The 19,906-nt window shown below is 61.7% G+C and carries 19 protein-coding genes; 13 read left to right on the top strand and 6 right to left on the bottom strand.

Features of this window, described 5'->3' with window-relative positions; translation table 11 throughout:
- Positions 1-69 precede the first annotated feature (69 nt).
- Entirely contained in the window at positions 70-1,008 is a 939-nt protein-coding gene (locus ACK1VC_RS07770) for a LysR family transcriptional regulator (protein ID WP_016486221.1), read from the top strand.
- Here ACK1VC_RS07770 and ACK1VC_RS07765 read toward each other — a convergent pair.
- Positions 985-2,115: a porin gene (locus tag ACK1VC_RS07765; protein ID WP_145914332.1), complete on the bottom strand. Its 1,131-nt coding sequence runs from the start codon at positions 2,113-2,115 to the stop codon at positions 985-987. The two genes, ACK1VC_RS07770 and ACK1VC_RS07765, sit on opposite strands and share 24 nt — an antisense overlap.
- A 372-nt stretch (positions 2,116-2,487) precedes the next feature.
- On the opposite strand from ACK1VC_RS07765, the gene ACK1VC_RS07760 reads away from it, so the two are divergent.
- The 4 genes from ACK1VC_RS07760 to xth all read left to right on the top strand — a co-directional run bounded on the left by ACK1VC_RS07760 (position 2,488) and on the right by xth (position 6,357).
- Positions 2,488-3,789, top strand: a complete 1,302-nt coding sequence (locus tag ACK1VC_RS07760; protein ID WP_024717796.1) for an MFS transporter — start codon at positions 2,488-2,490, stop codon at positions 3,787-3,789.
- 1 nt (position 3,790) lies between these two features.
- Positions 3,791-4,990 carry a M20 aminoacylase family protein gene (locus tag ACK1VC_RS07755; RefSeq protein ID WP_371262267.1) on the top strand — a complete coding sequence of 400 codons (1,200 nt, stop codon included), beginning with the start codon at positions 3,791-3,793 and terminating at the stop codon, positions 4,988-4,990.
- Between the two features lie 321 nt (positions 4,991-5,311).
- Entirely contained in the window at positions 5,312-5,554 is a 243-nt protein-coding gene (locus ACK1VC_RS07750) for a hypothetical protein (RefSeq protein ID WP_060516735.1), read from the top strand.
- Positions 5,551-6,357, top strand: coding sequence for an exodeoxyribonuclease III (gene xth / locus ACK1VC_RS07745; RefSeq protein ID WP_023047034.1), 807 nt, complete (start codon positions 5,551-5,553; stop codon positions 6,355-6,357). Before ACK1VC_RS07750 ends, xth begins: the two co-directional genes overlap by 4 nt.
- Positions 6,358-6,398: 41 nt before the next feature.
- On the opposite strand, the gene ACK1VC_RS07740 is transcribed toward xth, so the two are convergent.
- The 3 genes from ACK1VC_RS07740 to ACK1VC_RS07730 all read right to left on the bottom strand — a co-directional run bounded on the left by ACK1VC_RS07740 (position 6,399) and on the right by ACK1VC_RS07730 (position 9,815).
- Positions 6,399-8,186: a thiamine pyrophosphate-requiring protein gene (locus ACK1VC_RS07740; protein ID WP_060516734.1), complete on the bottom strand. Its 1,788-nt coding sequence runs from the start codon at positions 8,184-8,186 to the stop codon at positions 6,399-6,401.
- 159 nt (positions 8,187-8,345) lie between these two features.
- Positions 8,346-8,810 carry a hemerythrin domain-containing protein gene (locus ACK1VC_RS07735; RefSeq protein ID WP_023047032.1) on the bottom strand — a complete coding sequence of 155 codons (465 nt, stop codon included), beginning with the start codon at positions 8,808-8,810 and terminating at the stop codon, positions 8,346-8,348.
- A gap of 147 nt (positions 8,811-8,957) precedes the next feature.
- Positions 8,958-9,815: a glucose 1-dehydrogenase gene (locus tag ACK1VC_RS07730; protein WP_016486229.1), complete on the bottom strand. Its 858-nt coding sequence runs from the start codon at positions 9,813-9,815 to the stop codon at positions 8,958-8,960.
- Positions 9,816-10,011: 196 nt separating this feature from the next.
- Between ACK1VC_RS07730 and ACK1VC_RS07725 the strand changes: the two genes are divergently transcribed.
- The gene (locus ACK1VC_RS07725) at positions 10,012-10,536 is read left to right on the top strand and encodes a hypothetical protein (protein WP_016486230.1); all 525 of its coding nucleotides are present in this window, start codon (positions 10,012-10,014) and stop codon (positions 10,534-10,536) included.
- Between the two features lie 58 nt (positions 10,537-10,594).
- Here the strand turns inward: ACK1VC_RS07725 and ACK1VC_RS07720 are convergent, their stop codons facing one another.
- Complete coding sequence (locus tag ACK1VC_RS07720) at positions 10,595-11,134, bottom strand: type 1 glutamine amidotransferase domain-containing protein (RefSeq protein ID WP_024717794.1); 540 nt, start codon at positions 11,132-11,134, stop codon at positions 10,595-10,597.
- Between the two features lie 272 nt (positions 11,135-11,406).
- Between ACK1VC_RS07720 and ACK1VC_RS07715 the strand changes: the two genes are divergently transcribed.
- The 7 genes from ACK1VC_RS07715 to ACK1VC_RS07685 all read left to right on the top strand — a co-directional run bounded on the left by ACK1VC_RS07715 (position 11,407) and on the right by ACK1VC_RS07685 (position 18,481).
- Positions 11,407-12,258, top strand: coding sequence for an STAS domain-containing protein (locus ACK1VC_RS07715; RefSeq protein ID WP_016486232.1), 852 nt, complete (start codon positions 11,407-11,409; stop codon positions 12,256-12,258).
- A gap of 4 nt (positions 12,259-12,262) precedes the next feature.
- Complete coding sequence (locus tag ACK1VC_RS07710) at positions 12,263-12,625, top strand: STAS domain-containing protein (protein ID WP_016486233.1); 363 nt, start codon at positions 12,263-12,265, stop codon at positions 12,623-12,625.
- Positions 12,622-13,026, top strand: a complete 405-nt coding sequence (locus ACK1VC_RS07705) for an anti-sigma regulatory factor (protein WP_016486234.1) — start codon at positions 12,622-12,624, stop codon at positions 13,024-13,026. Before ACK1VC_RS07710 ends, ACK1VC_RS07705 begins: the two co-directional genes overlap by 4 nt.
- Positions 13,017-14,033, top strand: a complete 1,017-nt coding sequence (locus ACK1VC_RS07700; RefSeq protein ID WP_016486235.1) for an ATP-binding protein — start codon at positions 13,017-13,019, stop codon at positions 14,031-14,033. Before ACK1VC_RS07705 ends, ACK1VC_RS07700 begins: the two co-directional genes overlap by 10 nt.
- On the top strand, positions 14,026-14,901 hold the full coding sequence (locus ACK1VC_RS07695; protein ID WP_016486236.1) for a sensor histidine kinase: 876 nt from the start codon (positions 14,026-14,028) through the stop codon (positions 14,899-14,901). Before ACK1VC_RS07700 ends, ACK1VC_RS07695 begins: the two co-directional genes overlap by 8 nt.
- Positions 14,891-16,837 carry a response regulator gene (locus ACK1VC_RS07690; protein ID WP_191087533.1) on the top strand — a complete coding sequence of 649 codons (1,947 nt, stop codon included), beginning with the start codon at positions 14,891-14,893 and terminating at the stop codon, positions 16,835-16,837. The genes ACK1VC_RS07695 and ACK1VC_RS07690 overlap by 11 nt, the downstream gene beginning before the upstream one ends.
- Before the next feature lie 300 nt (positions 16,838-17,137).
- The gene (locus tag ACK1VC_RS07685) at positions 17,138-18,481 is read left to right on the top strand and encodes a cation:proton antiporter (RefSeq protein ID WP_145914327.1); all 1,344 of its coding nucleotides are present in this window, start codon (positions 17,138-17,140) and stop codon (positions 18,479-18,481) included.
- A gap of 29 nt (positions 18,482-18,510) precedes the next feature.
- Here ACK1VC_RS07685 and ACK1VC_RS07680 read toward each other — a convergent pair whose 3' ends face one another.
- Positions 18,511-19,860 (bottom strand): SDR family oxidoreductase, encoded by a 1,350-nt coding sequence (locus ACK1VC_RS07680; protein WP_191087534.1) that lies wholly within the window; start codon positions 19,858-19,860, stop codon positions 18,511-18,513.
- Between the last annotated feature and the right edge of the window lie 46 nt (positions 19,861-19,906).

Here is a 19,906-nt window from a genome sequence, read left to right as displayed (position 1 = left end):
CAGTCAAGGACTGTCAGGGGCGCCGAAGAATATGTTCAATCCGACCCGATAACAACAAGGTATACCCGGTTGAAACTTCACCAACTCAAGGCGTTGGTCGCCATCCACAACGCAGGCAGCATCCTTGAGGCTTCCAAGCTCATGCACATTACCCAGCCTGCGCTGAGCCGTTCGATCAAGGAGCTGGAACGGGAAGTCGGCTTCAGCCTGTTGCAGCGGTCGCACAAAGGCATGGCCCTTACCGAGGAAGGCAAGCGCGTCATCCGCCACGCCAACCTCGTGGTGGAGAGCATCCGTCGCCTGCAGATCGAAGCGGCGAGCATTCAGGATGCCGCGCTGGGCGCGGTGTCGATCGGGGTGACCTCGCTGACGGCGATGCTCGATGGTGTCGATGAAAGCATCCTGGCCTTCCGGCGCAAGTACCCGCGGGTGAAGATCACCATCACCGACTTGCGTCCCAGCCAGATCCTGCAACGCCTGCGCGACGGCAGCCTGGACTTTGCCATTACCTCGCAGCAACCCCTGAGCCGGCTGAGCCTGGACTGGGAGGCGCTCGGCAGCATCAAGGGCAGGGTGATTTGCCACGCGTCCAATGCACAAAAGTTTTCCAAGTCTTTGCGCACCTTGCAGTACGGCCACTGGATCAGCCTGGATGAGCTGTCGGACCAGGCTTCGCAGTTTCACCAGCTGTTCGAGGTCAACGGCCTCCAGGTGCCGCAGAACACCGTTGAATGCACCTCGGTGATGATGGCGCTCAAGCTGCTGAAGAATACCGAATCGTTGATGACCATCAGCGAGCTGGCGGTGGACCAAGGGTTTACCTTTAGTGTGGATGGCGAGTACGTGGTCATGGCCGTGCAGGAGTTGATTCCGGACTACCCCATCAACCTGGTCTGTATCGACCGCCACAGCCTTACAGCGCCTGCCCAGGAGCTGTTTCACAGCTTGCGCGGGCAGGTGCTCAGGCAAACCCGTCCCGTGGCCTCAGAAGTGGTAGTACATGCCTAGCGAGACATTGCTGGGGTTGTCGCCAACCTGATCCACCGGGGTGCCAGCGTAGGTGACCGACGACGCACGCTGGTTGGCAATCAGGCCCAGCCGGCCATAGATGGCCCAGCGTGGGTTGATGAAATGGTCATAGCCAATCATCACGCCTGCTGCGTCCTTGTCGCGGGCGGTAACCTGGCGCTGCATCACGGCCAGGCGCAGCACGTCCCGCTCGCCGACCGGCGCCATCATCCCGAAGGTGTACAGCGTGGTACTGGGCGTGCCGGCCTGGTCTACGTCCTGGCGTTGCCAGGTCAGGCTGGTGGCCAGTGGGCCGAAATCGTAAAACGCCGACAGGCTCTTGTAGTAGTTGGCGGTCTGACGCGAGGTGCCAGCGTCGTCCCAGGGGTCGCTGTAGTACAGGTTGTAGGAGGCCAGCAGCATCACCCGGCTGTTACGATACTGCAGCCGGGCGCCACCACCACGCACGGTGCGCCCCTGGCTGGCGGCATCGTCGAAGCCGAAGCTTAGCGCGGTGCCGATGCTGAAACCGTTCAGGTTCGGGCTGGTGTAGGCCAGGGTGTGCTTGGGGCGCAGGTCCAGGTAATAGGCGCCCTTGCCGGCGGCAGGCAGGGCCAGGTAGGTGTAGGGCGAGCCATATGTGGCCAGAAACGGGTCGGCGTAGGTGGGCGTGCCCATGCTGTAGGTCTTGCCGAACTCAAGCTTGCCCAGGGTGCGCGAGCGCAGGGCTAGCGTTGCCAGGCGCAGGGTGCCAATGGTGTCCCAGGTGCCCTCCAGGGCTTTGCCATTGACGTTGAAGCCTTCCTCGACGTCCAGTTCCAGTACGGTGTCAGGGGTAAGCCCCTTGCGGGCATACAGCCCGACCTTGTTGGTCCAGGCGCCGCCGCCGGCCAGGCGAAAGCCCGAGTGGTGCTGCGAGTCGTGATAGCTGGCGAATGCATCCACGGTGCCGTAGACCTTGAGCTTGTCATCGAAACCGTAATCCACCCCGTAATAGCCAAAACCCGGTGCAATCCGGCCGAGCGTCGGAAAGCCCTCGGCCTGTGCCTGCACGGCAAGGCATGCCCCTTGGATCATCAACAACAACGACGTAGTGCGAGTGTTCATTCACGACTCCAGGCCAGCACAGTGATGTGGTGGCTGTAGCGTCGGTGAACAGCACGTTGCAGCGTGATTGCTTATTCGGCCATGTCATGCCGTTTGGTTAATCAAGGCCCTGCGGGGCGTTACGGTTGGCGAGAACGTCTGCGCTAGACAGGCTTCGAACACGCGCGAGGCCGCGCTTGCTGCCCGGTTGAGTGAGCACTCATGGGGCAGCGCGCAGAGGCAGGGCAATCTGCGCGCCAGTTCAGGGCAAATTGGTCAATGACCGGGTCGGTCAATTAACCATCGGTTAGCCACATGCCGAAACTGCAAGTGTGTTGGGTGCCCGATTGGCCGATATTCGCTGCACGCCGCGAATTGCCATCGGAGATAACAATGACCAGACCGCTACCCGCACCGCCCCTTATGCAGACGGGCGCGCATTCAGCCGCGCAGGCATCTTCCTCACGTAAAACCTTGATTGCCTGCTCGCTGGGCAATGCACTGGAAATGTACGACTTCACGATCTACAGCTTCTTCGCTGTGCTGATCGGCAGGCATTTCTTCCCCTCCGAGTCGGCAATGGCATCGTTGTTGATGTCGCTGGCCACCTTCGGCGTCGGTTTCCTGATGCGCCCGGTGGGGGCGATGGTCATCGGTCGCTATGCCGACCGGCGCGGGCGCAAGGCGGCGCTTAGCCTTACCATCGGGCTGATGACCTTGGGCACAGCGCTGATCGCGTTTGCGCCCACCTACTCGCAGATCGGCATTTTTGCCACGGTGCTGCTGGTGGTCGGCCGGCTCATCCAGGGTATGTCGGCAGGCGGGGAGGTGGGTACTGCGTCAGTGTTCCTGATGGAGTCCAGCGCGGTTGGCAAGCGTTGCCAGAACGTCAGCTGGCAGGCCGCCAGCCAGGGCTACGCCGCCCTGTTGGGCGCCGGCTTCGGCTTTGCGCTCAGCCAGTTGCTCGACCCCGCTGCCCTGGAAAGCTGGGGCTGGCGCATACCGTTCATCTTTGGCCTGCTGATCGGCCCGGTCGGTTGGTACATACGCACGCGCTTGCCGGAAACCCACGAGGCCGCCGCAGCGCACAAGGCCGAGCCGGCGCTGGACGCCGAGGTGCTCAAACGTATCGCCCAAGGCATCGGCCTGATGGCCAGCTCGACTATCGGCATGTACCTGTTCGTGTTCTACATGCCCACCTACCTGACCACGGCCTTGCACTACCCGCCAGGCAGCGCAATGGCCATTGCCTGTATCAGCAGCGGCTGCATGGCGATCATCTGCCCGCTGGCGGGCAAGTTCGCTGACAGGTACCAGCTGCGCAAACGCCTGCTGGGGTGGACGGTAGCCACGCCAGTGGTGCTGACCCTGCCGGTGTTCTACCTGCTGGGGCAGGTGCAACACATGGGCCTGGCCATGATGTGCGTAGCGGTGCTGATCTTGCCTACCTGCATCGGTGCCGGTGCGTTCTTTGCGCTGATGATGGAGGGCTTCCCCAAAGCGCAGCGCTCCTTCGGTACCTCGGTCAGCTACAGCCTGGGGGTGACCATCTTCGGCGGGTTTTCGCCGCTGGTGGCGACCTGGCTGATTGCGGCGCTCGGCACCCCGTTGGCGCCGGCCTACTTCCTGCTGGCTGGCGGCGTTCTCAGCCTGGCCTGCCTCAAATACTTCCCCGAAAACACAGGATGCGAATGACATGGGCACTTTGAACATGACTGTCTTCCAGAATGATCAACCTCAGGCCCCGGCAGCAGAGCTGGATGAGTTCGTCGTGATCCGCCGGCAGATTCACGCCGCGCCGGAGCTTGGTGGCGACACGCCTGACACGGCGGCGCTGGTAGCCGACAAGTTGCAGGCCTGGGGTTATGAGGTGCATCGCAACGTGGGCGGGCATGGGGTTGTCGGGGTGTTGCAGGTAGGGGAAAGCCCCCGCAGCATTGGCCTGCGAGCTGACATGGACGCACTGCCCATGAGTGAGAAGAATCCCTTTGCACATGCCAGCAAAATCCCCGGCCGCATGCATGCCTGTGGGCATGACGGGCACACCGCGATCCTGTTGGCAGCTGCAGCACAGTTGGCGGCAACACGCAATTTCAACGGCACGTTGAACGTGATCTTTCAGCCGGACGAAGAGGGCCTGGCCGGGGCCAGGGCGATGATCGACGACGGCCTGTTCGAGCGCTTCCCGTGTGACTCGGTGTACGCGCTGCACAACATGCCCGGCATGCCGGTGGGCACCTGCGTGGTGCAAACCGGCCCAACCATGGCGTCCTCCGAGCGCGTCAGCATTCGTATCACGGGCAAAGGTGGCCACGGGGCGATGCCGGAACTGTCGGTGGACCCGGTAATGGCGTTGAACAGCCTGATCAGTGGCATCCAGACCATCAAGTCGCGCAACCTGAGCGTCGAGGACTATGCCGTCATCAGCATCGGCATGATCCAGGCCGGTACCGTCTACAACATCATTCCTGACGAGGCCAGCATGCTGCTGAGCGTGCGCACCGACACGGCCGAGACCCAGCAAAAGATCAACAGCCGCATTGACGCCCTGGCCAGGGGGCATGCCGAAAGCTTTGGCGTGGAGATCGATGTGCAATTCACTCAACTGGCGCCCGCGTTGTGCAACAGTGATCACGAAAGTGCGTTGCTGCGTGAAAGCCTGAGGCCATTGTTCGCCGACGGCTCGTTACTGGACAAGATGCCGAAGAAGGTCATGGGCACCGAAGACTTTGCCTACATGTTGCAGGCGCGACCTGGCTGTTACTTCATGCTGGGGAATGGTACAGGCGAGTTCCATGGGTGCTCGGTGCATAACCCGCACTACGATTTCAATGATGCGTTGGTGAAAATCGGCGCCGATTGTTGGGTAAAGTGGGTGCAGGACTACCTGCGTTGATGCCGTTGTCGGGGGGCCACGGCCCCCACAGCCCCTGCGAGCGCTGCTTCACCCTGTGGTAGCAGCTGTTTTGCACAGCGCCTGAAAGCTTGCGCGATCACGGTGGGAGCAACTGTCTTGCTCAACTTCTAAAAGCTGGCGCGATCACTGTGGGAGCGGGCTTGCCCCGCGAACACGGGCGAAGCCCGTGCCATCCAGCGCGCAGCCTGCTTCGCGGGCACGCCCGCTCCCACAGCAGCCAACCCTGCCGCGTGCTACAGCAATTGAACGTCCCGCCACGCCAGGGCTCTCACAAGCAAAGGGTACAGCGAGGCCACCTTCATGAGCATCGAGCGCAGCATTCCCGAACTGAAAGCCTGGTACGCCCAGTACGATGACATCAGTTACCGGCGCGAGTCACCGGATGCCTACCACCATGAACTGGTTCGTACCGCAGAAGCCCTGCGCGACGATGGCGCCATCGACTGGGATGACTGGCTGGCGCTCAAGGCGCTGGCCGATGAGGCGCATATCCGCGCCCTGGAAGATGCCGTGCAGGCCCATGTCAGCGACCCTGACGCATGAAAGCGCTGAAAATTGCCACCTTCAATATCAATGGCATCCGCAGCCGCTTGCCTGCGCTGCTGGCCTGGCTGGAGCGCGAGCAGCCCGATATCGCCTGCCTGCAGGAGCTGAAGGCGACCGACCAGCAGTTCCCTCGCGCGCAGTTGGAGGCGGCAGGTTATGGCTGCCTTTACCAAGGGCAACCCTCCTGGAACGGGGTGGCTATCCTGGCGCGGGGCAGCGATCCGCTGGAGGTTCGGCGCGGCGTGCCAGGCATGGAGGATGACAGCCAGAGCCGCTACCTGGAAGCGGCGGTACACGGGGTGCTGGTAGCGTGCCTCTACTTGCCGAACGGCAACCCGCAGCCAGGGCCCAAGTTCGATTACAAGCTGCGCTGGTTCGAATGCCTGATCAAGCATGCGCATAGCCTGTATCAAAGCGGCCACCCCACGCTGCTGGCCGGTGATTTCAATGTCGTGCCCACCGACATGGATATCTACAACCCCCGCTCCTGGCTGAAGGACGCCTTGCTCCAGCCTGAGTCGCGCGCGTGTTACCAGCAACTGCTGGACCAGGGCTGGGTCGATGCCATACGCCATCTGTACCCGGACGAGCGTGTCTACACCTTTTGGGACTATTTCCGAAACCACTGGCCGCGCAATGCCGGGTTACGCATCGACCACCTGTTGCTGAACGCCGAACTGGCCCCCTACCTGAAGCAGGCGGGGGTGGATGCCTGGGTGCGCAACGAGGTCAAGGCCAGCGATCATGCACCCGCCTGGATAGCGCTGGGTGCACGTCGCGCCCGATCAAAGAACGTGTGAAAACGCCTGGCCCGCGCAGCTGCGCGGGCTCTGCTCGGGCGTCATTTTTTGCCGGGCAGCACTGAGCTGAGCACTTGCTTGGCCGTCTGCACAATGACCCCGGCCTGGTTCGGGTCACCCTTGAGCAAGGTGCTGGCGAACTTCTTTGCCTGCTCCAGCTTGATATGAGGTGGCAGAGGTGGCACGTTGGGGTCGGTCTTGAACTCGATCAGTACCGGCCGATCAGCGGCCAGTGCGCGCTCCCACGCTTCGGCGACGTCCTCTTCGCGGTCTACGTAGATCCCTTGCAGGCCAATGGAAATGGCGAATAAATGGTAGGGAACGTCAGGAATGGATTGCGAAGCCTCGAACTTGGGGTCGCCCTCCATCACCCGTTGTTCCCAAGTGACCTGGTTGAGGTCTTCGTTGTTGAACACTGCGCAGATCCACTGCGGGTTGTCCCACTGCTGCCAGTACTTGGCCACCGTGATCAATTCAGCCAGGTTGTTCATCTGCATGGCCCCATCACCTACCAGGGCAACCACCGCGCGCTGCGGGTGGGCGAACTTTGCCGCGATCGCATAGGGCACGGCCGCGCCCATGCAGGCCAGGCCACCGGACAGCGAGCACTGCATGCCCTGGCGGATCTGCAGGTCGCGGGCGAACCAGTTGGCGCAGGAGCCAGAATCGCTGGTGATGATGGCGTGCTCGGGCAGGCGCGGGGACAGTTCATGGACCACGCGTTGTGGGTTGATCGGGTCAGCCTTGACCAGGGCACGTTTGGCCACGGTCTTGTCCCACTGCGCACGCCAGGTCTCGACCTTGTCCCGCCAGCGCCGTTCGGTCTTGTGTTCGAGCAGTGGCAGCAGTGCGCGCAAAGTTTCACTGGCATCGCCGACCAGGTTGACCTCCATCGGGTAGCGCAGGCTGAGCATGTCGGGCTGCAGGTCGATCTGCACACCGCGCGCCTGGCCTTCCTTGGGTAAAAACTCGGAATAGGGGAAGCCGGAGCCGATCATCAGCAACGTGTCGCATTCGGTCATCAGCTGATAACTGGGTTCGGTGCCCAGCAGGCCGATCGACCCGGTAACCCACGGCAGGTCGTCTGGTAGAACAGCCTTGCCCAGCAGTGCCTTGGCCACGCCAGCGCCGAGTGTTTCGGCCACCGCAATAACCTCATCAGTCGCCTGCAGGGCGCCAGCGCCCACCAGGATTGCCACCTTGCGCCCGGCATTGAGCACATCGGCGGCGCGCTGCAGGTCTTCATCGAACGGCAACACCCGGGGCTTGCTGTAGCCGATGCCGGAATGCACGGTACCGTGAGCCCTCGGTGGTTCGTGGTAGGGCAGGTCCTGCAGGTCGTTGGGCAGGATCACGGCGGTGACGCGGCGTTCGCCGACGGCCGTACGCACCGCGCGGTCGAGCAGGTGGCGCACCTGCTCCGGGGTCGAAGCCTGTTGCACGAACGCGCCAGCGACGTCCTTGAACATGGACACCAGGTCAAGTTCCTGCTGGTAATGCCCGCCCAGGGCCGCACGGGCCTGTTGGCCGACGATGGCCAGCACCGGCTGATGGTCCATACGCGCATCGTACAGGCCAGTAAGCAGGTGCGAAGCGCCCGGGCCGGAGGTGGCCATGCAAACACCGAGCTCGCCGGTGAACTTGGCATGGGCGCTGGCCATGAAGGCGGCCATTTCCTCGTGGCGGGCCTGGATGAATTCAATCTTGCCGTTGGCCCGGCTCAGCGCGCCGAACACGCCGTTGATGCCGTCGCCGGGGTAACCGAAGATGCGCCGCACGCCCCATTGATACAAACGCTCCACCAGAAAGTCGCCTACCGTGCCGGTCATTGCCTGCTCCCGTTCCGTGATTGATAGGTGTCTGGACTTGGCACGCGTCGATAAAGTTTCAACGGTGTGCACACTGCAGTGAGCGGTCTGCAAGACGTGGCATCAGCGCCACCCTGAGCCTTTCTCCGGTCGCGCCCGATCTGGCGAGGCGCCTTCTCCTCATGCAGCCCGCTGCTCACCCTTGAGCAGTTTTTTCTGGGCTTCCATGGCAGCCCCCAGTTCGTCCAGTTGGTCTTTCCCAAGAAGCTTTTTCGCCGTGGGGAAAAGCGCCTCTTCCTCTTCCTCGATGTGATGTTCGAGCAGCTCCTTCATCACCTTCACCCGACCGGCGAATTCAAGGGTGCCGGTGTCCGTATGGAGCAGATCAGGGAGCACCAGGGCATCGACAGTCCGGTGTTCTTCCTTGGCTTCGTAATACATCTTGGCTTCCTCCTTGCCACCGGCCTGCTTGATGGCGGGGTAGAGGATGTCTTCCTCAAGGGCCGTGTGAACCTGCAATTCCTGCTCGATGCGGTGGAGCAGATCGGCGCGCTTCTTTACGGCACGTTCAGTGGTCGAGGAGAGCTCTTCCAACAGCTTCTTGACCAGTTTGTGGTCTTGAATCAGCAGATCGATAGCATTCATGGTGTCACCTCGTTGCGGGCGAATGGATAATGGCTTCCTTGGTGTTGAGTGGCAGCGGCGGGCAGGGTTCAACGATGTTGATGTCTGGTAGCACAGGCGCGATGCGTTATCGCCTGTGCTCTTGAGCGACTGGGGCCGTCGTGCGGTTCAAAGGATAGGTTTGCCCCCTGTAACGCCGTAGCGCGAGCCCGAGATGTAGCTGGCTTCATCCGAGCCCAGCAAGACGTAGATCGGCGCCACCTCGACCGGTTGCCCCGGCCGCCCCATGGGGTAACCTGAACCGAAGTTCTTCACCGCTTCATCAGGCATGGTGGCCGGGATCAGTGGTGTCCAGATAGGGCCGGGGGCCACGCTGTTCACTCGAATCCCTTGCTTGCCCAGCAACTGGGCGAGGCCAGCGGTGAAATTGGCAATAGCCCCTTTGGTGGCGGCATAGGCCAACAGGCTGGGTGACGGGTCGTCGGAGTTGACCGAGCTGGTGTTGATGATCGAACCGCCCTTGGGCATGGAGGGCAGAGCGCGCTGGCAAATGCGGAAAATGGCAGTGATGTTGGTGTCGAACGTCATCACCCATTCATCGTCGTCAATGTCGGCCAGGCTCTCGTGGGCCATCTGGAACGCGGCGTTGTTGACCAGGATATCGATGCGCCCGAACTGCGCCACGGTCTTGTCGACAATGTCGTAGCAGTGCTGTTTCTGTGCCAGGTCGCCGGGTAGCAGCAAGCATTGGCGGCCAGCGGCCTCGACCCAGCGCGCCGTTTCCTGCGCATCTTCGTGTTCATTCAGATAGGCAATGGCCACGTCAGCACCCTCACGCGCATAGGCGATTGCCACCGCGCGCCCGATGCCGCTGTCGGCTCCGGTAATCAGGGCGATCTTGCCTTCGAGCCGGTTGTTGCCGGTGTAGGTCTGCTCGCCACAGTCCGGATACGGCTCCATCTTGCGTTGTGAGCCGGGAACGCTTTGCGGTTGGGATGGGAAGGGAGGGGTAGGGTAGTCGCTCATGGTGGGCACTCCAGCAGTCGGAAACGTTCGTTACCGTTCGAGGGGGCAGCGCTGCCGGTGTTGAAGTGGATACTGGCTTTGTGCGACGGGCGGTTGTCCCATGCATTGCCAATGAATTTTCGTTGCCTGGACAGCTCTACCGCTGACCGGTCTTGCGCTGTCACGGGCAAGGCTCACGCATTCAAGGAGTACCCCAGTGCCTCGAATCATCACGCCCAGCACACCTGAACATGAGATCGATCAGCAAAATGCAAGGATGTTCGGTACGCCGAAAGAGCGGCTGGACTTCTATCGACGCGAAATTCAGTACGAGACCAGCATCCTGGCCAACCGCACTGATGCCTATCTCACGGCGCAGTCGTTTCTGGTCATCGCGTACGTCTCGGCGATGAATAACCTGAACCAGGGCTGGGGCGAGATGTTCACCTTGATGGTGCCGGCTTTTCTGGCACTGCTCGGAGTGCTCAGTACACTGAACGCCTGGCCAGGCATTCGCGCGGCGTTCCGCATCATCGAGCACTGGCAGTTGAAGCAAAGCCACTTGCTGCGCAGCGAGCCAATGATGGGGTTGGCTTATGATGAATCGCCGCTGTTCTGCGAGGCTGAAACTTCTCAGGCGGGCCACCGCAAGTCGTTGCTGTTTTCCTTGCGTACGCCCTGGATTTTTCTCGGGTTCTGGATCTTGCTGGGCAGCTATTCGGTTTTCATCCAGCTGGCGTGACCAGCGCCTCCTGGTCGGCAACCGGTGCGACCAGGAGACGGGCTGACGATGATCAGACTCAGCCTGCCAGCGCCTTGATCAATTGTTCATTGAAGGCAGGAATATCATCCGGCTGGCGGCTGGTGATCAGGTTGCCATCCACGACCACCTGTTCGTCCACCCACGTGCCGCCGGCATTGCGAATATCGTCCTGCAAGGTCTTGTAGCTGGTCATTCGCTTGCCTTTGGCCAACCCGCTCGACACCAACAGCCACGCGCCGTGACAGATGACGGCCAGCGGCTTGCCCGCCGCATCATGGCTTTTTACCAGCTTTTGCGCGCCGGGGATCAGGCGAATCGTGTCGGAGTTCTGCACGCCGCCGGGCAGCACCAGGGCGTCGTAGAGGTCAAGCTGCGCGCTGTCGAAGGTAGCATCCACGTTGAATTCGTCGGCGGGTTTGTCATGGTTCCAGCCCCGTACGGTGCCTTCCTTTTCGCCCAGGATATCCACCACCGCGCCACTGTTTTGCAGCGCCTCACGCGGGCCGGTCAGTTCTACCTGCTCGAAGCCATCGGTGACCAGAAAGGCCACGCGCTTGCCGTTAAGTTGTGCACTCATCATATGTTTCCTCGTACTGATAGGCCTTCCATAAGGGCCCACAAACAGCGAGCAAAGTTCCTGCTAGATGCTCGGCGGGTCATCCAGCCATGACGAGCAAGCTGCATGAGGTAGCAACGCCCCCTGCTAAATTGGCTACAGTTAGCGTCACAAAAGATGGCGCAATGAAATTATTGACCGGCCGCACAACTATTTTCACCGGTAGATGTCATTTTCAACGCCGGTACGAACGTCGTTCAGCCGGCCAGGCATTTTTCAGGAGCGAAGCGCATATGGCAGCACTGCAGAACAGCACGTTGGAAGCAATTGTCGGTGGTCAGGGGCAGTTGTTGGCGGAGTGGCTCAGCGCCCTGGAGGCCAACGGCGCGACGCGCAACATTCGTGAACATGACTTGCGCCAGGAAACCCGTGACTTCCTGCAGTTGGTGATCGACGGGCTGCGCAAAGAGGCGGGTACGCACATTGGCGCAGAAGGTTGGGAGGAGGCCCGACGTTTCCTCGAAAAACTCTCTGCCAGCCGTGCCCAGGTGGGGCAGGAGTCGCACCAAACGGCCTATTTCATTTTCGCCCTCAAGGGGCCGCTATTCAGACTGTTGCAAGCCCATTACGCAGAGCACCCTGCGCTGTTGGCCGAACAACTGTGGGAAATCTCCCAGCTGTTCGATGCATTTGGCCTGCACACCATCCGCACCTATCAGAAAAACCGCGAAGGCGTCATCAAGCGCCAGCAGGAAGAGTTGCTCGAGCTTTCCACCCCGGTGGTCAAACTCTGGGAGGGTGTACTGGCACTGCCGTTGATCGGCACACTGGATTCGCAACGCAGCCAGACAGTGATGGAGTCGCTGCTGCAACGCATTGTTGATACCGGCTCCGAGATTGCCATCATCGACATTACCGGGGTGCCTACAGTCGACACCTTGGTCGCGCAACACCTGCTCAAGACGGTAACGGCTATCCGCCTGATGGGCGCCGATTGCATCATCAGCGGTATTCGTCCGCAGATCGCCCAGACTATCGTGCACCTGGGCCTCGATCTGGGCACGCTGACTACCAAGTCCAACCTTGCTGACGCCTTGAAGCTGGCGCTTTCGCGTCTGGGTACCAGTACTGGCGAGAAGGTGTGAGGCGATGGAGCGTATTCCCATTCTGCAAATGGGTGAATTCCTGCTGGTAACCATCCAGGTCGACATGCACGACCAACTGGCGCTGCGCCTGCAGGACGATCTTACTGAGCGTTTAGACCATACTTCGGCCCGCGGCGTGCTGATCGATATTTCCGCGCTGGATATGGTCGATTCGTTCATTGGCCGCATGATCGCCAGTATTTCTGGCCTTTCGCGGATAATGGATGCCGAGACCGTGCTGGTCGGCATGCAACCTGCGGTGGCCATCACCCTCGTGGAGCTTGGCCTGACCTTGCCCGGGGTAAGCACGGCATTGAATGTCGACCGCGGCATGCATCTGTTGCGGCAGCGGGTAGGCCACTCATGAGCATCCGCCAGAGTGGCAGCCAGCCGGTGCGCGTGGAGCAGGACGTGGTACTGGCCCGGCAACTGACCCGCAAGCTCGCCACCGACTGCGGCATGCGGCTGGTCGACCTGACCAAACTGGTCACGGCTGTCAGTGAGCTGGCACGCAACACCGTGGTATACGGGGGGGGCGGGGATATGGACTGGGCGGTCATCGAAGAAGCCGGGCGCGTAGGCCTGCGCCTGTTGTTTCGTGACGAGGGGCCGGGCATCGCCGATGTCAAACTGGCCCTCACCGATGGCTGGACGTCGGGTGGCGGGCTTGGCCTGGGCTTGACCGGCGCTCGCCGGCTGGTAGACGAATTTGATCTGGACACCACTCCCGGGCAAGGCACCCGGGTAACGATCACCCGATGGGCCTGAACCTGGCAGCGAGTTTGACGCAGGTGCTGCACATTGATGAGGCCAGCCAGGTCGGCCATGCCCGGCGTGTGGTCCAGAAACTGGCCGAGCAGCTGGGTTTCTCTGCCGCCGACGCTGGCCGGGCAGCTATTGTTGCCACCGAGCTTGCCAGCAATGTGCTCAAGCACGCCGAGCGTGGCGAATTGCACCTTCGCGTGCTTGCGCATGGCGCCCACCCGGGTATGGAGCTGGTGGCGGTGGACCGTGCCCAGGGGTTCGACCTGGCCAGTTGCCTGGCTGATGGTTATTCCACCGGCGGTACCCAGGGCATCGGGCTAGGGGCGGTCAGCCGGCTGGCACAAGTGTTTGACGTGCACGCCGACGCGAAAGGCGCTGTGGTACTCGCGCGTATTTACCGGCAAGAGCATACGGCCGGGGATATACGCATCGGCGTGTCCCAGCATTCGCTGCACGATGACCCCGCCTGCGGAGACAGTTGGCACGTGACGCTTGCCGAGCAGCGTTTCAGCGCCGTGATGATCGATGGCCTCGGCCATGGCGAAGAGGCCGAGCGTGCGGCCAAGGCGGGTATCCAGGCTTTTGCTTTGGCGCCATTCAGCGCGCCGGAGCACGTGCTTGGCGAAATGCACCATGCCATGGCCGGAACCCGTGGCGGTGCGGCTGCCATTGCCCAGTACGACGGCGCGGGTGACCGTCTGTCGTTTATCGGTATTGGCAATATCGGCGCAACCCTGGTCGGTACAGACCGGCCTCGCGGCCTTGCCTCACACCCGGGCATCGTCGGCGGGCAATACCGCAAGGGCCAGGTGTTCGACTACGCTCACGTGAAAGGAAATCTGTTGATCATGTTCAGTGACGGCCTGCAGTCCCGTTGGAATCTGCAAACCTACCCCGGGCTTGTTCACCGCCACCCGGCGGTCATCGCTGCCATATTGCATCGCGATTTCTGCCGTGGGCGGGATGATGTGACGGTGTTGGTCATCGACCTGGAGACTGTGCATGGCTGAACCCTCATCGAACAACAGCGTCGAGCAGGCCGACCTGATCGCCCGCTTGCAGGCCGAAAACCAGGCGTTGTGCGCTGAACTGGAGGACACCAACCAAGGGGTGCTGGCACTGTATGCCGAGCTGGACAGCCAGGCTGAGCAGCTGCGCCAGGCGTCGGACCTGAAAAGCCGCTTTCTGTCCTACATGAGCCACGAGTTCCGCACGCCGCTGGGTTCGATCCTGAGCATCACCAGCCTGCTCGCCGACGAGGTGGACGGGCCGTTGAGCAAGGAGCAGCAGTTGCAGGTGGCGTTTATCAATACCGCAACGCGTGAGCTGGGCGACATGGTCGACGACCTGCTGGACCTTGCCAAGATCGAGGCCGGCCGCATCACCATATCGCCGGCCTGGTTCGATATGCTCGACCTGTTCGCGGCCTTGCGCGGCATGTTCCGCCCGATCGTCGACACCGGCGCGGTGGATTTGATCTTCGAAGAGCCCCAGGGCCTGCCGAAGATGTACACGGATGACAAGAAGCTGGCGCAGATCCTTCGCAACTTCATCTCCAACGCCTTGAAGTTCACCACCCGCGGCGAAGTACGCGTGTCGGCGCAACTTCTGGGTACTGACCAGGTCCGTTTTGCCGTGAGCGATACAGGTATCGGTATCGCCCCTGAGCTGCTCGGCAGCTTGTTCGAAGACTTTGCCCAGGTCGATTCGCCGCTGCAGAAGCGCTTGCGCGGCACTGGGCTGGGGCTGTCGCTGTGCAAGCGTTTTGCCGCGCTGCTGGGCGGCAAGGTAGGGGTGGAAAGCACGCCTGGCAGCGGGTCGTGTTTTTTTGTCATCCTGCCGATGGCGCTGGCCCCGGAGAGCGCTGATGAACGCTGACATCCGCCTGCTGATCGTCGACGACAACGTTACCACACGCTATGCGCTGCGCCGCCGCCTGGCACTGCATGGGTACACGGTGACGGAGGCAGGCACCGGTGGCGAGGGGCTGGCGTTGATCGGCAGCGGGCAGTTCGATGCGCTGATCCTGGATGTCAACCTGCCGGACATGAGCGGCTTCGACATCGTCCGGCTGCTGCGTGCCAGGCCGGAAACGGCCTTGCTGCCGGTGATCCATGTATCGGCAGCGTCGATCCAGAGGGGTGACATCATTACCGGGCTCGATGCAGGCGCGGACGCTTATCTGGTCCACCCTGTGGACGCTGATGTGCTGGTGGCCACCCTCGGCACCCTGCTACGGGTGAGGGACACCGAACGGGCCTTGCGGGAAAGCGAGGCCAGTTTTCGGGAAATCTTCACCAATGTGTCAGCCCCGATCGCCGTGGTTGATGCAGGGCTGAAGGTGCATGAATGCAACCATGCCTTCGAGCAGTTGATCCAGGATAATCGCAACCCCGATGCGTTGCAGGAATGCTTCGCCGATGACCAGCAGACCGCCATCGCCGATTTGCGTCAGCACCTGCTTGCGGGGCAGCGCTGGCGTGGCACGTTAGCCATGCACGTGGGCGGCATGCCCCGGGATACCGAATGGCAGCTATCGCCCTACCGGAAGCCGGGATTGTGCCTGGTGTTTGTCGAGGACGTCACCGAGCATCGCCACCGCGAGCGCTCGCATCTGGCGCGGCTGGAGGATGCCAACACCCAGTTGGCGCGGGAGACGGCCCAGCGTGAGCAGACCGAGGCGCAACTGTTGCAGCTGCAGAAGATGGATGCGCTGGGCAGCCTGACAGGCGGTATTGCCCATGACTTCAACAACCTGTTGACCGGCATCATCACCAGCCTGGAGCTGATCCGCAAACGGGTAGCAGAGAACCGGACCGAAAAGGTCCCTGCCTACGCCGACGCGGCCTTGACCTCTGCCATGAGCGCCGCCTCGCTGACTCACCGTCTGCTCGCCTTCGCACGGCAGCAACCTCTGGACACGCGGCCAGTGGACATCAACGAGCGGGTTCGTTCACTGGAGGAACTGATCAATCGCACCATTGGTGAGCGAATCGTGCTGCAACTGCAGCTGTCACGCGAGCCCACCACCGCGCTGGTCGACCCGATCCAGCTGGAGAGCGCGGTACTCAACCTGGTGATCAACGCCCGCGACGCCTTGGCCAAGGGTGGGCATATCTGGGTGAATACGGCGGCGACCTTCTCACTCGGCGACCCCAACCTGCGCGATGGCCCTTATGTGGCGGTGACGGTGCGCGATGATGGCTGTGGTATCGCGCCGGAGCTGCTGGAAAAGGTCTTCGATCCATTTTTTACTACCAAGCCGGTAGGACAAGGTACCGGTCTTGGGCTATCGACCATCTACGGTTTTGCCCGCCAGTCGGGCGGGCACGTGTCGATCCACAGCGCGCCGGGGGTGGGCACCGAAGTCACCCTGATGTTGCCTGCCAGCGACGAGCAGGAGGCTTGCGAGGCGCACAGGCCGCAAGTCGACCAGCAAGGTGCCGGTGAATATGTGCTGGTGGTCGAGGACATGGCGTCGGTGCGCCTGTCAGTGGCAGAAGTACTGACCGATGCAGGATATCGTTGCATCCTGGCCCAAACCATCGAGCAGGCACTCGATCATCTGCGTGGAGATAGCGGCATTCAGTTGTTGCTGACCGACGTTGGCCTGCCAGGCATAAGCGGCCGCGAGCTGGCCGATATGGCGCGGATCTACCGGCCAGGGCTGCCGGTACTGTTCATGACGGGCTACGCGGAAACCGCTCTGGACCGCCAGGCGTTCCTGGGCAGCGGGATGGACCTGCTGATCAAGCCGTTCCAGATCAGCGAGCTGCTCGTCAAGATACGCCGGGCACTGGGTCATGCGACATGAGGTGCACTTTGCAGCAACTGCCTGCATAAGGCCGGTCAATATGGCCCCGGCTGCGCCGGGGTTCGCGGGGCAAGCCCGCTCCCACAGGTACGGCGCATGATTTGAAGGCCGTGCGGTCACTGTGGGAGCGGGCTTGCCCCGCGAACACGGGCGTAGCCCGTGCCAACCACCGCGCAGCCTGCTTCGGGTGCAAGCCCGCTTCCACAGGTTGTTTACAGGGAATCGGTTATCGCAGCTGAACGACCCGTCGCCATTGAACGTCAAACCATCATCGAGCACTTTACCAAGGCTGCTGCGCAGATGACCTTCATCGTCTGGTTCGCCATGCTGGGCGCAGTCTTGCTGCTGCTGGCGCTCTCTTCCTCCTATTTACGCTGGATTCCGGTGACTTCCTCGGTGGTTTGTCTGGTCTTGGGCATCGGCCTGGGAGCGTCCGGGTTGGGTCTTCTCCACCTGGATGTCAGCGGTTCCAAGGGATGGATGGAGCACCTGACCGAGGTGGCGGTGTTGTTTTCGCTGTTCTTCAGCGGCTTGAAACTGCGCTTGCCCTTGCACGACCGCCGATGGGGGAGCGCGTTTTACCTGGCGGGGCCTGTGATGATGCTCTGCATCGGTGGCGTCACGCTGCTATTGCACTACGGCCTGGACCTTGAATGGGGTATTGCAGTACTGATCGGGGCAATTCTTGCACCCACAGATCCCGTGCTTGCAACACTGGTGCAGGTGGCTGATGCCCAGGACGATGATCCTGTGCGCTTCAGCTTGTCCGGTGAGGCTGGCCTGAACGACGGAGTGGCCTTTCCCTTCGTCATCCTTGGGCTGTTGTTGCAACAGAACAGCGGGCATGCCTGGCTCGGCGACTGGTTGATCAAGGACATGCTCTGGGCAGTGAGTGCGGGTCTGCTGCTTGGCTACTGGATGGGGCGCGGGCTGGGCAAACTCACTCTGTTCCTGCGCCTGCGCAACGACGACAGCACTGTATCGCCCAACGATTACCTGGCCTTGGCACTGATCGCGCTGGCCTATGTGTTTGCCGAAACGATCCAGGCCTATGGGTTTCTCGCGGTATTCGCCGCTGGGCTGGGCTTGCGCCAGGCGGAGGCCAGTACCTCCAGCAGCCCTGGGCAGCCGGCTGCCGAACATCTGGTGCAGCCGGTAGTGGGCCACCAGCATGTGGCGCCGGAACAGGCCGTCAAAGGTGATGTTCGCGGGCTGGACGATTCCCAGGTTGCAGCAGGGATCATGCTCGGGGACATGCTGGCCTTCGGCAGCTTGATCGAGCGGGCAATGGAGGTTTTTCTCGTGACCTTGCTCGGGGTGGTGTTGATGGAGCATTGGGACTGGCGGGCATTGCTGGTCGGCGGAGCACTGTTTCTGGTGATTCGTCCCTTGAGCATTTTGCTGTTTCCGATTCGGGGGATGCTGGGTATTCGAGAACGTGGGCTGCTTGGATGGTTTGGCATCCGGGGTATCGGGAGTTTTTACTACCTCTTCTACGCCCTTAACCACGGGCTGCCTCCTGGTTATGCGGCCCAGAGCACCAACCTGGTGTTGTCAGTGGTGGCGTTGAGCATACTGCTGCATGGGTTGAGCGTTCAGCCGCTGCTTGCCCGATACGAAGCGTGGAAGCAGCGGACGTCATGAGGGCGCTTCAAGCCCTTTGTCTTCGATGCTCAGCGGTCAACGCTTCGGCGGCGCTGGCGCTGCAAGTGAGTGATCGCAAACCCGGCAATGGCGCCGAGCACGGCGGCGCTCACCAACACCAGTGTCTTGTCTTTTCGGCCTCTCCAGCCACCGTCCACACTGCGCCGGTCACTCGGGGGAGCAAACAGGTTCCCCGGTGATGTTGCGGCGCTTGGGCTACGGCTCAAGCCCCAACGGGTCAGCCATCCTGAAAGCAGCGGTAGCCCCGGCACGAGGTAGCTGGCCAAGTGTGCAAGGCGAGCGGTTGCCCCGACCGTGGTGCGCGCGCGCGGGGAGATGGCGCAAGCCACCATGGCCTTGGCCACCCACTCCGGGTCATAGACTGGCCCGGGGGGCGTCAGCGTGTGGCCAGTGTAGTTGCCACCATCCCTGAAACCAGGGGTGTCCATGACCGCAGGATAGATATCGCAGACATGAATGTCGGGGAACGCCGTCAGTTCTCCGCGCAGGGCGTCGGTCAGGCCACGCAGGCCGAATTTGCTCGCCGAATAGGCCGCTGCATAGGGTTGCGCGATCCAGCTTCCGAGTGACAACGTGTTGATCAGGATGCCGCTGCGCTGCGCCTTGAAATAGGGAAGGGCGACGTAGGCGCCACGAAGGTAACCGATCAGGTCGGTTTGGATGACTTGCTCGTGCGCCTCCAGTGGCGTGTCCTCAAAATTGCCGACCGCGCCGACGCCAGCGTTATTGACCCAGATATCGATTCGCCCATGGCCAAATTCGGCAGCCTGCGCGGCCAGCGCCTGCACCTGATCGCTGCGGCTGACATCGGTAGCGATTGCTACGGCGTCCGTACCGCAATCAGTGCACTCGTCCAGCACATCGAACAACGCTTCCTCATCTCGCGCAGCAAGCACCAGCCGAGCGCCTTTGCAGGCAAAGGCATGCGCAGCGGCCCTGCCTATGCCACTTGAAGCGCCAGTGATGACCACGACCTTGCCGCGCAACGGGCCTTGTGTTGATACAGCGGCGGCCGGCGGGGCAGGCTCGGCAGCCTGGGGTGGCGTGAAGTCCTCTGGCGCAGGCGCAAGGGTGGCGCTGGCTTCTATCATCGAGAGCTCAAGGGCGGTGCCGTCGACCAGCACCAGTTTCAAGCCCTCGACAGTGCCCGCTACCCTGTCTGAATACACGGGCTCGCCCTCCGCATCCAGGCTGTCATAGATGAATCTGGTGCCTTCGAGCCAGCCGACTGCAGTCAGCAGTTCCGGGCCCAGGTAATATTTGCCGTCCTGAAAGAAACCGGGAAATTGATGGGCGCGTTCGATGTTCTCCACGCAGTAGCGTTCGCCTGGTTTCATGCCTGTCGCTTGATCAATCATGGTGCAGAACCCCTTTCGAAGTGTGTCAGCTAGCGTTCAACCTTCG

The sequence above is a fragment of the Pseudomonas sp. XP2 genome (assembly GCF_053557975.1).
This window is presented reverse-complemented; position numbering and strand designations above follow the sequence as displayed.

Bases quoted from the DNA above. Each gene is read 5' to 3' on its own strand.
- ACK1VC_RS07700 (WP_016486235.1), top strand. From the start codon at position 13,017: ATGGGCCTGAACCTGGCAGCGAGTTTGACGCAGGTGCTGCACATTGAT.
- ACK1VC_RS07760 (WP_024717796.1), top strand. From the start codon at position 2,488: ATGACCAGACCGCTACCCGCACCGCCCCTTATGCAGACGGGCGCGCAT.
- ACK1VC_RS07695 (WP_016486236.1), top strand. From the start codon at position 14,026: ATGGCTGAACCCTCATCGAACAACAGCGTCGAGCAGGCCGACCTGATC.
- ACK1VC_RS07710 (WP_016486233.1), top strand. From the start codon at position 12,263: ATGGAGCGTATTCCCATTCTGCAAATGGGTGAATTCCTGCTGGTAACC.
- ACK1VC_RS07720 (WP_024717794.1), bottom strand. From the start codon at position 11,134: ATGAGTGCACAACTTAACGGCAAGCGCGTGGCCTTTCTGGTCACCGAT.
- xth (WP_023047034.1), top strand. From the start codon at position 5,551: ATGAAAGCGCTGAAAATTGCCACCTTCAATATCAATGGCATCCGCAGC.
- ACK1VC_RS07680 (WP_191087534.1), bottom strand. From the start codon at position 19,860: ATGATTGATCAAGCGACAGGCATGAAACCAGGCGAACGCTACTGCGTG.
- ACK1VC_RS07740 (WP_060516734.1), bottom strand. From the start codon at position 8,186: ATGACCGGCACGGTAGGCGACTTTCTGGTGGAGCGTTTGTATCAATGG.
- ACK1VC_RS07730 (WP_016486229.1), bottom strand. From the start codon at position 9,815: ATGAGCGACTACCCTACCCCTCCCTTCCCATCCCAACCGCAAAGCGTT.
- ACK1VC_RS07735 (WP_023047032.1), bottom strand. From the start codon at position 8,810: ATGAATGCTATCGATCTGCTGATTCAAGACCACAAACTGGTCAAGAAG.
- ACK1VC_RS07685 (WP_145914327.1), top strand. From the start codon at position 17,138: ATGACCTTCATCGTCTGGTTCGCCATGCTGGGCGCAGTCTTGCTGCTG.
- ACK1VC_RS07715 (WP_016486232.1), top strand. From the start codon at position 11,407: ATGGCAGCACTGCAGAACAGCACGTTGGAAGCAATTGTCGGTGGTCAG.
- ACK1VC_RS07755 (WP_371262267.1), top strand. From the start codon at position 3,791: ATGGGCACTTTGAACATGACTGTCTTCCAGAATGATCAACCTCAGGCC.
- ACK1VC_RS07705 (WP_016486234.1), top strand. From the start codon at position 12,622: ATGAGCATCCGCCAGAGTGGCAGCCAGCCGGTGCGCGTGGAGCAGGAC.
- ACK1VC_RS07690 (WP_191087533.1), top strand. From the start codon at position 14,891: ATGAACGCTGACATCCGCCTGCTGATCGTCGACGACAACGTTACCACA.
- ACK1VC_RS07750 (WP_060516735.1), top strand. From the start codon at position 5,312: ATGAGCATCGAGCGCAGCATTCCCGAACTGAAAGCCTGGTACGCCCAG.
- ACK1VC_RS07765 (WP_145914332.1), bottom strand. From the start codon at position 2,115: ATGAACACTCGCACTACGTCGTTGTTGTTGATGATCCAAGGGGCATGC.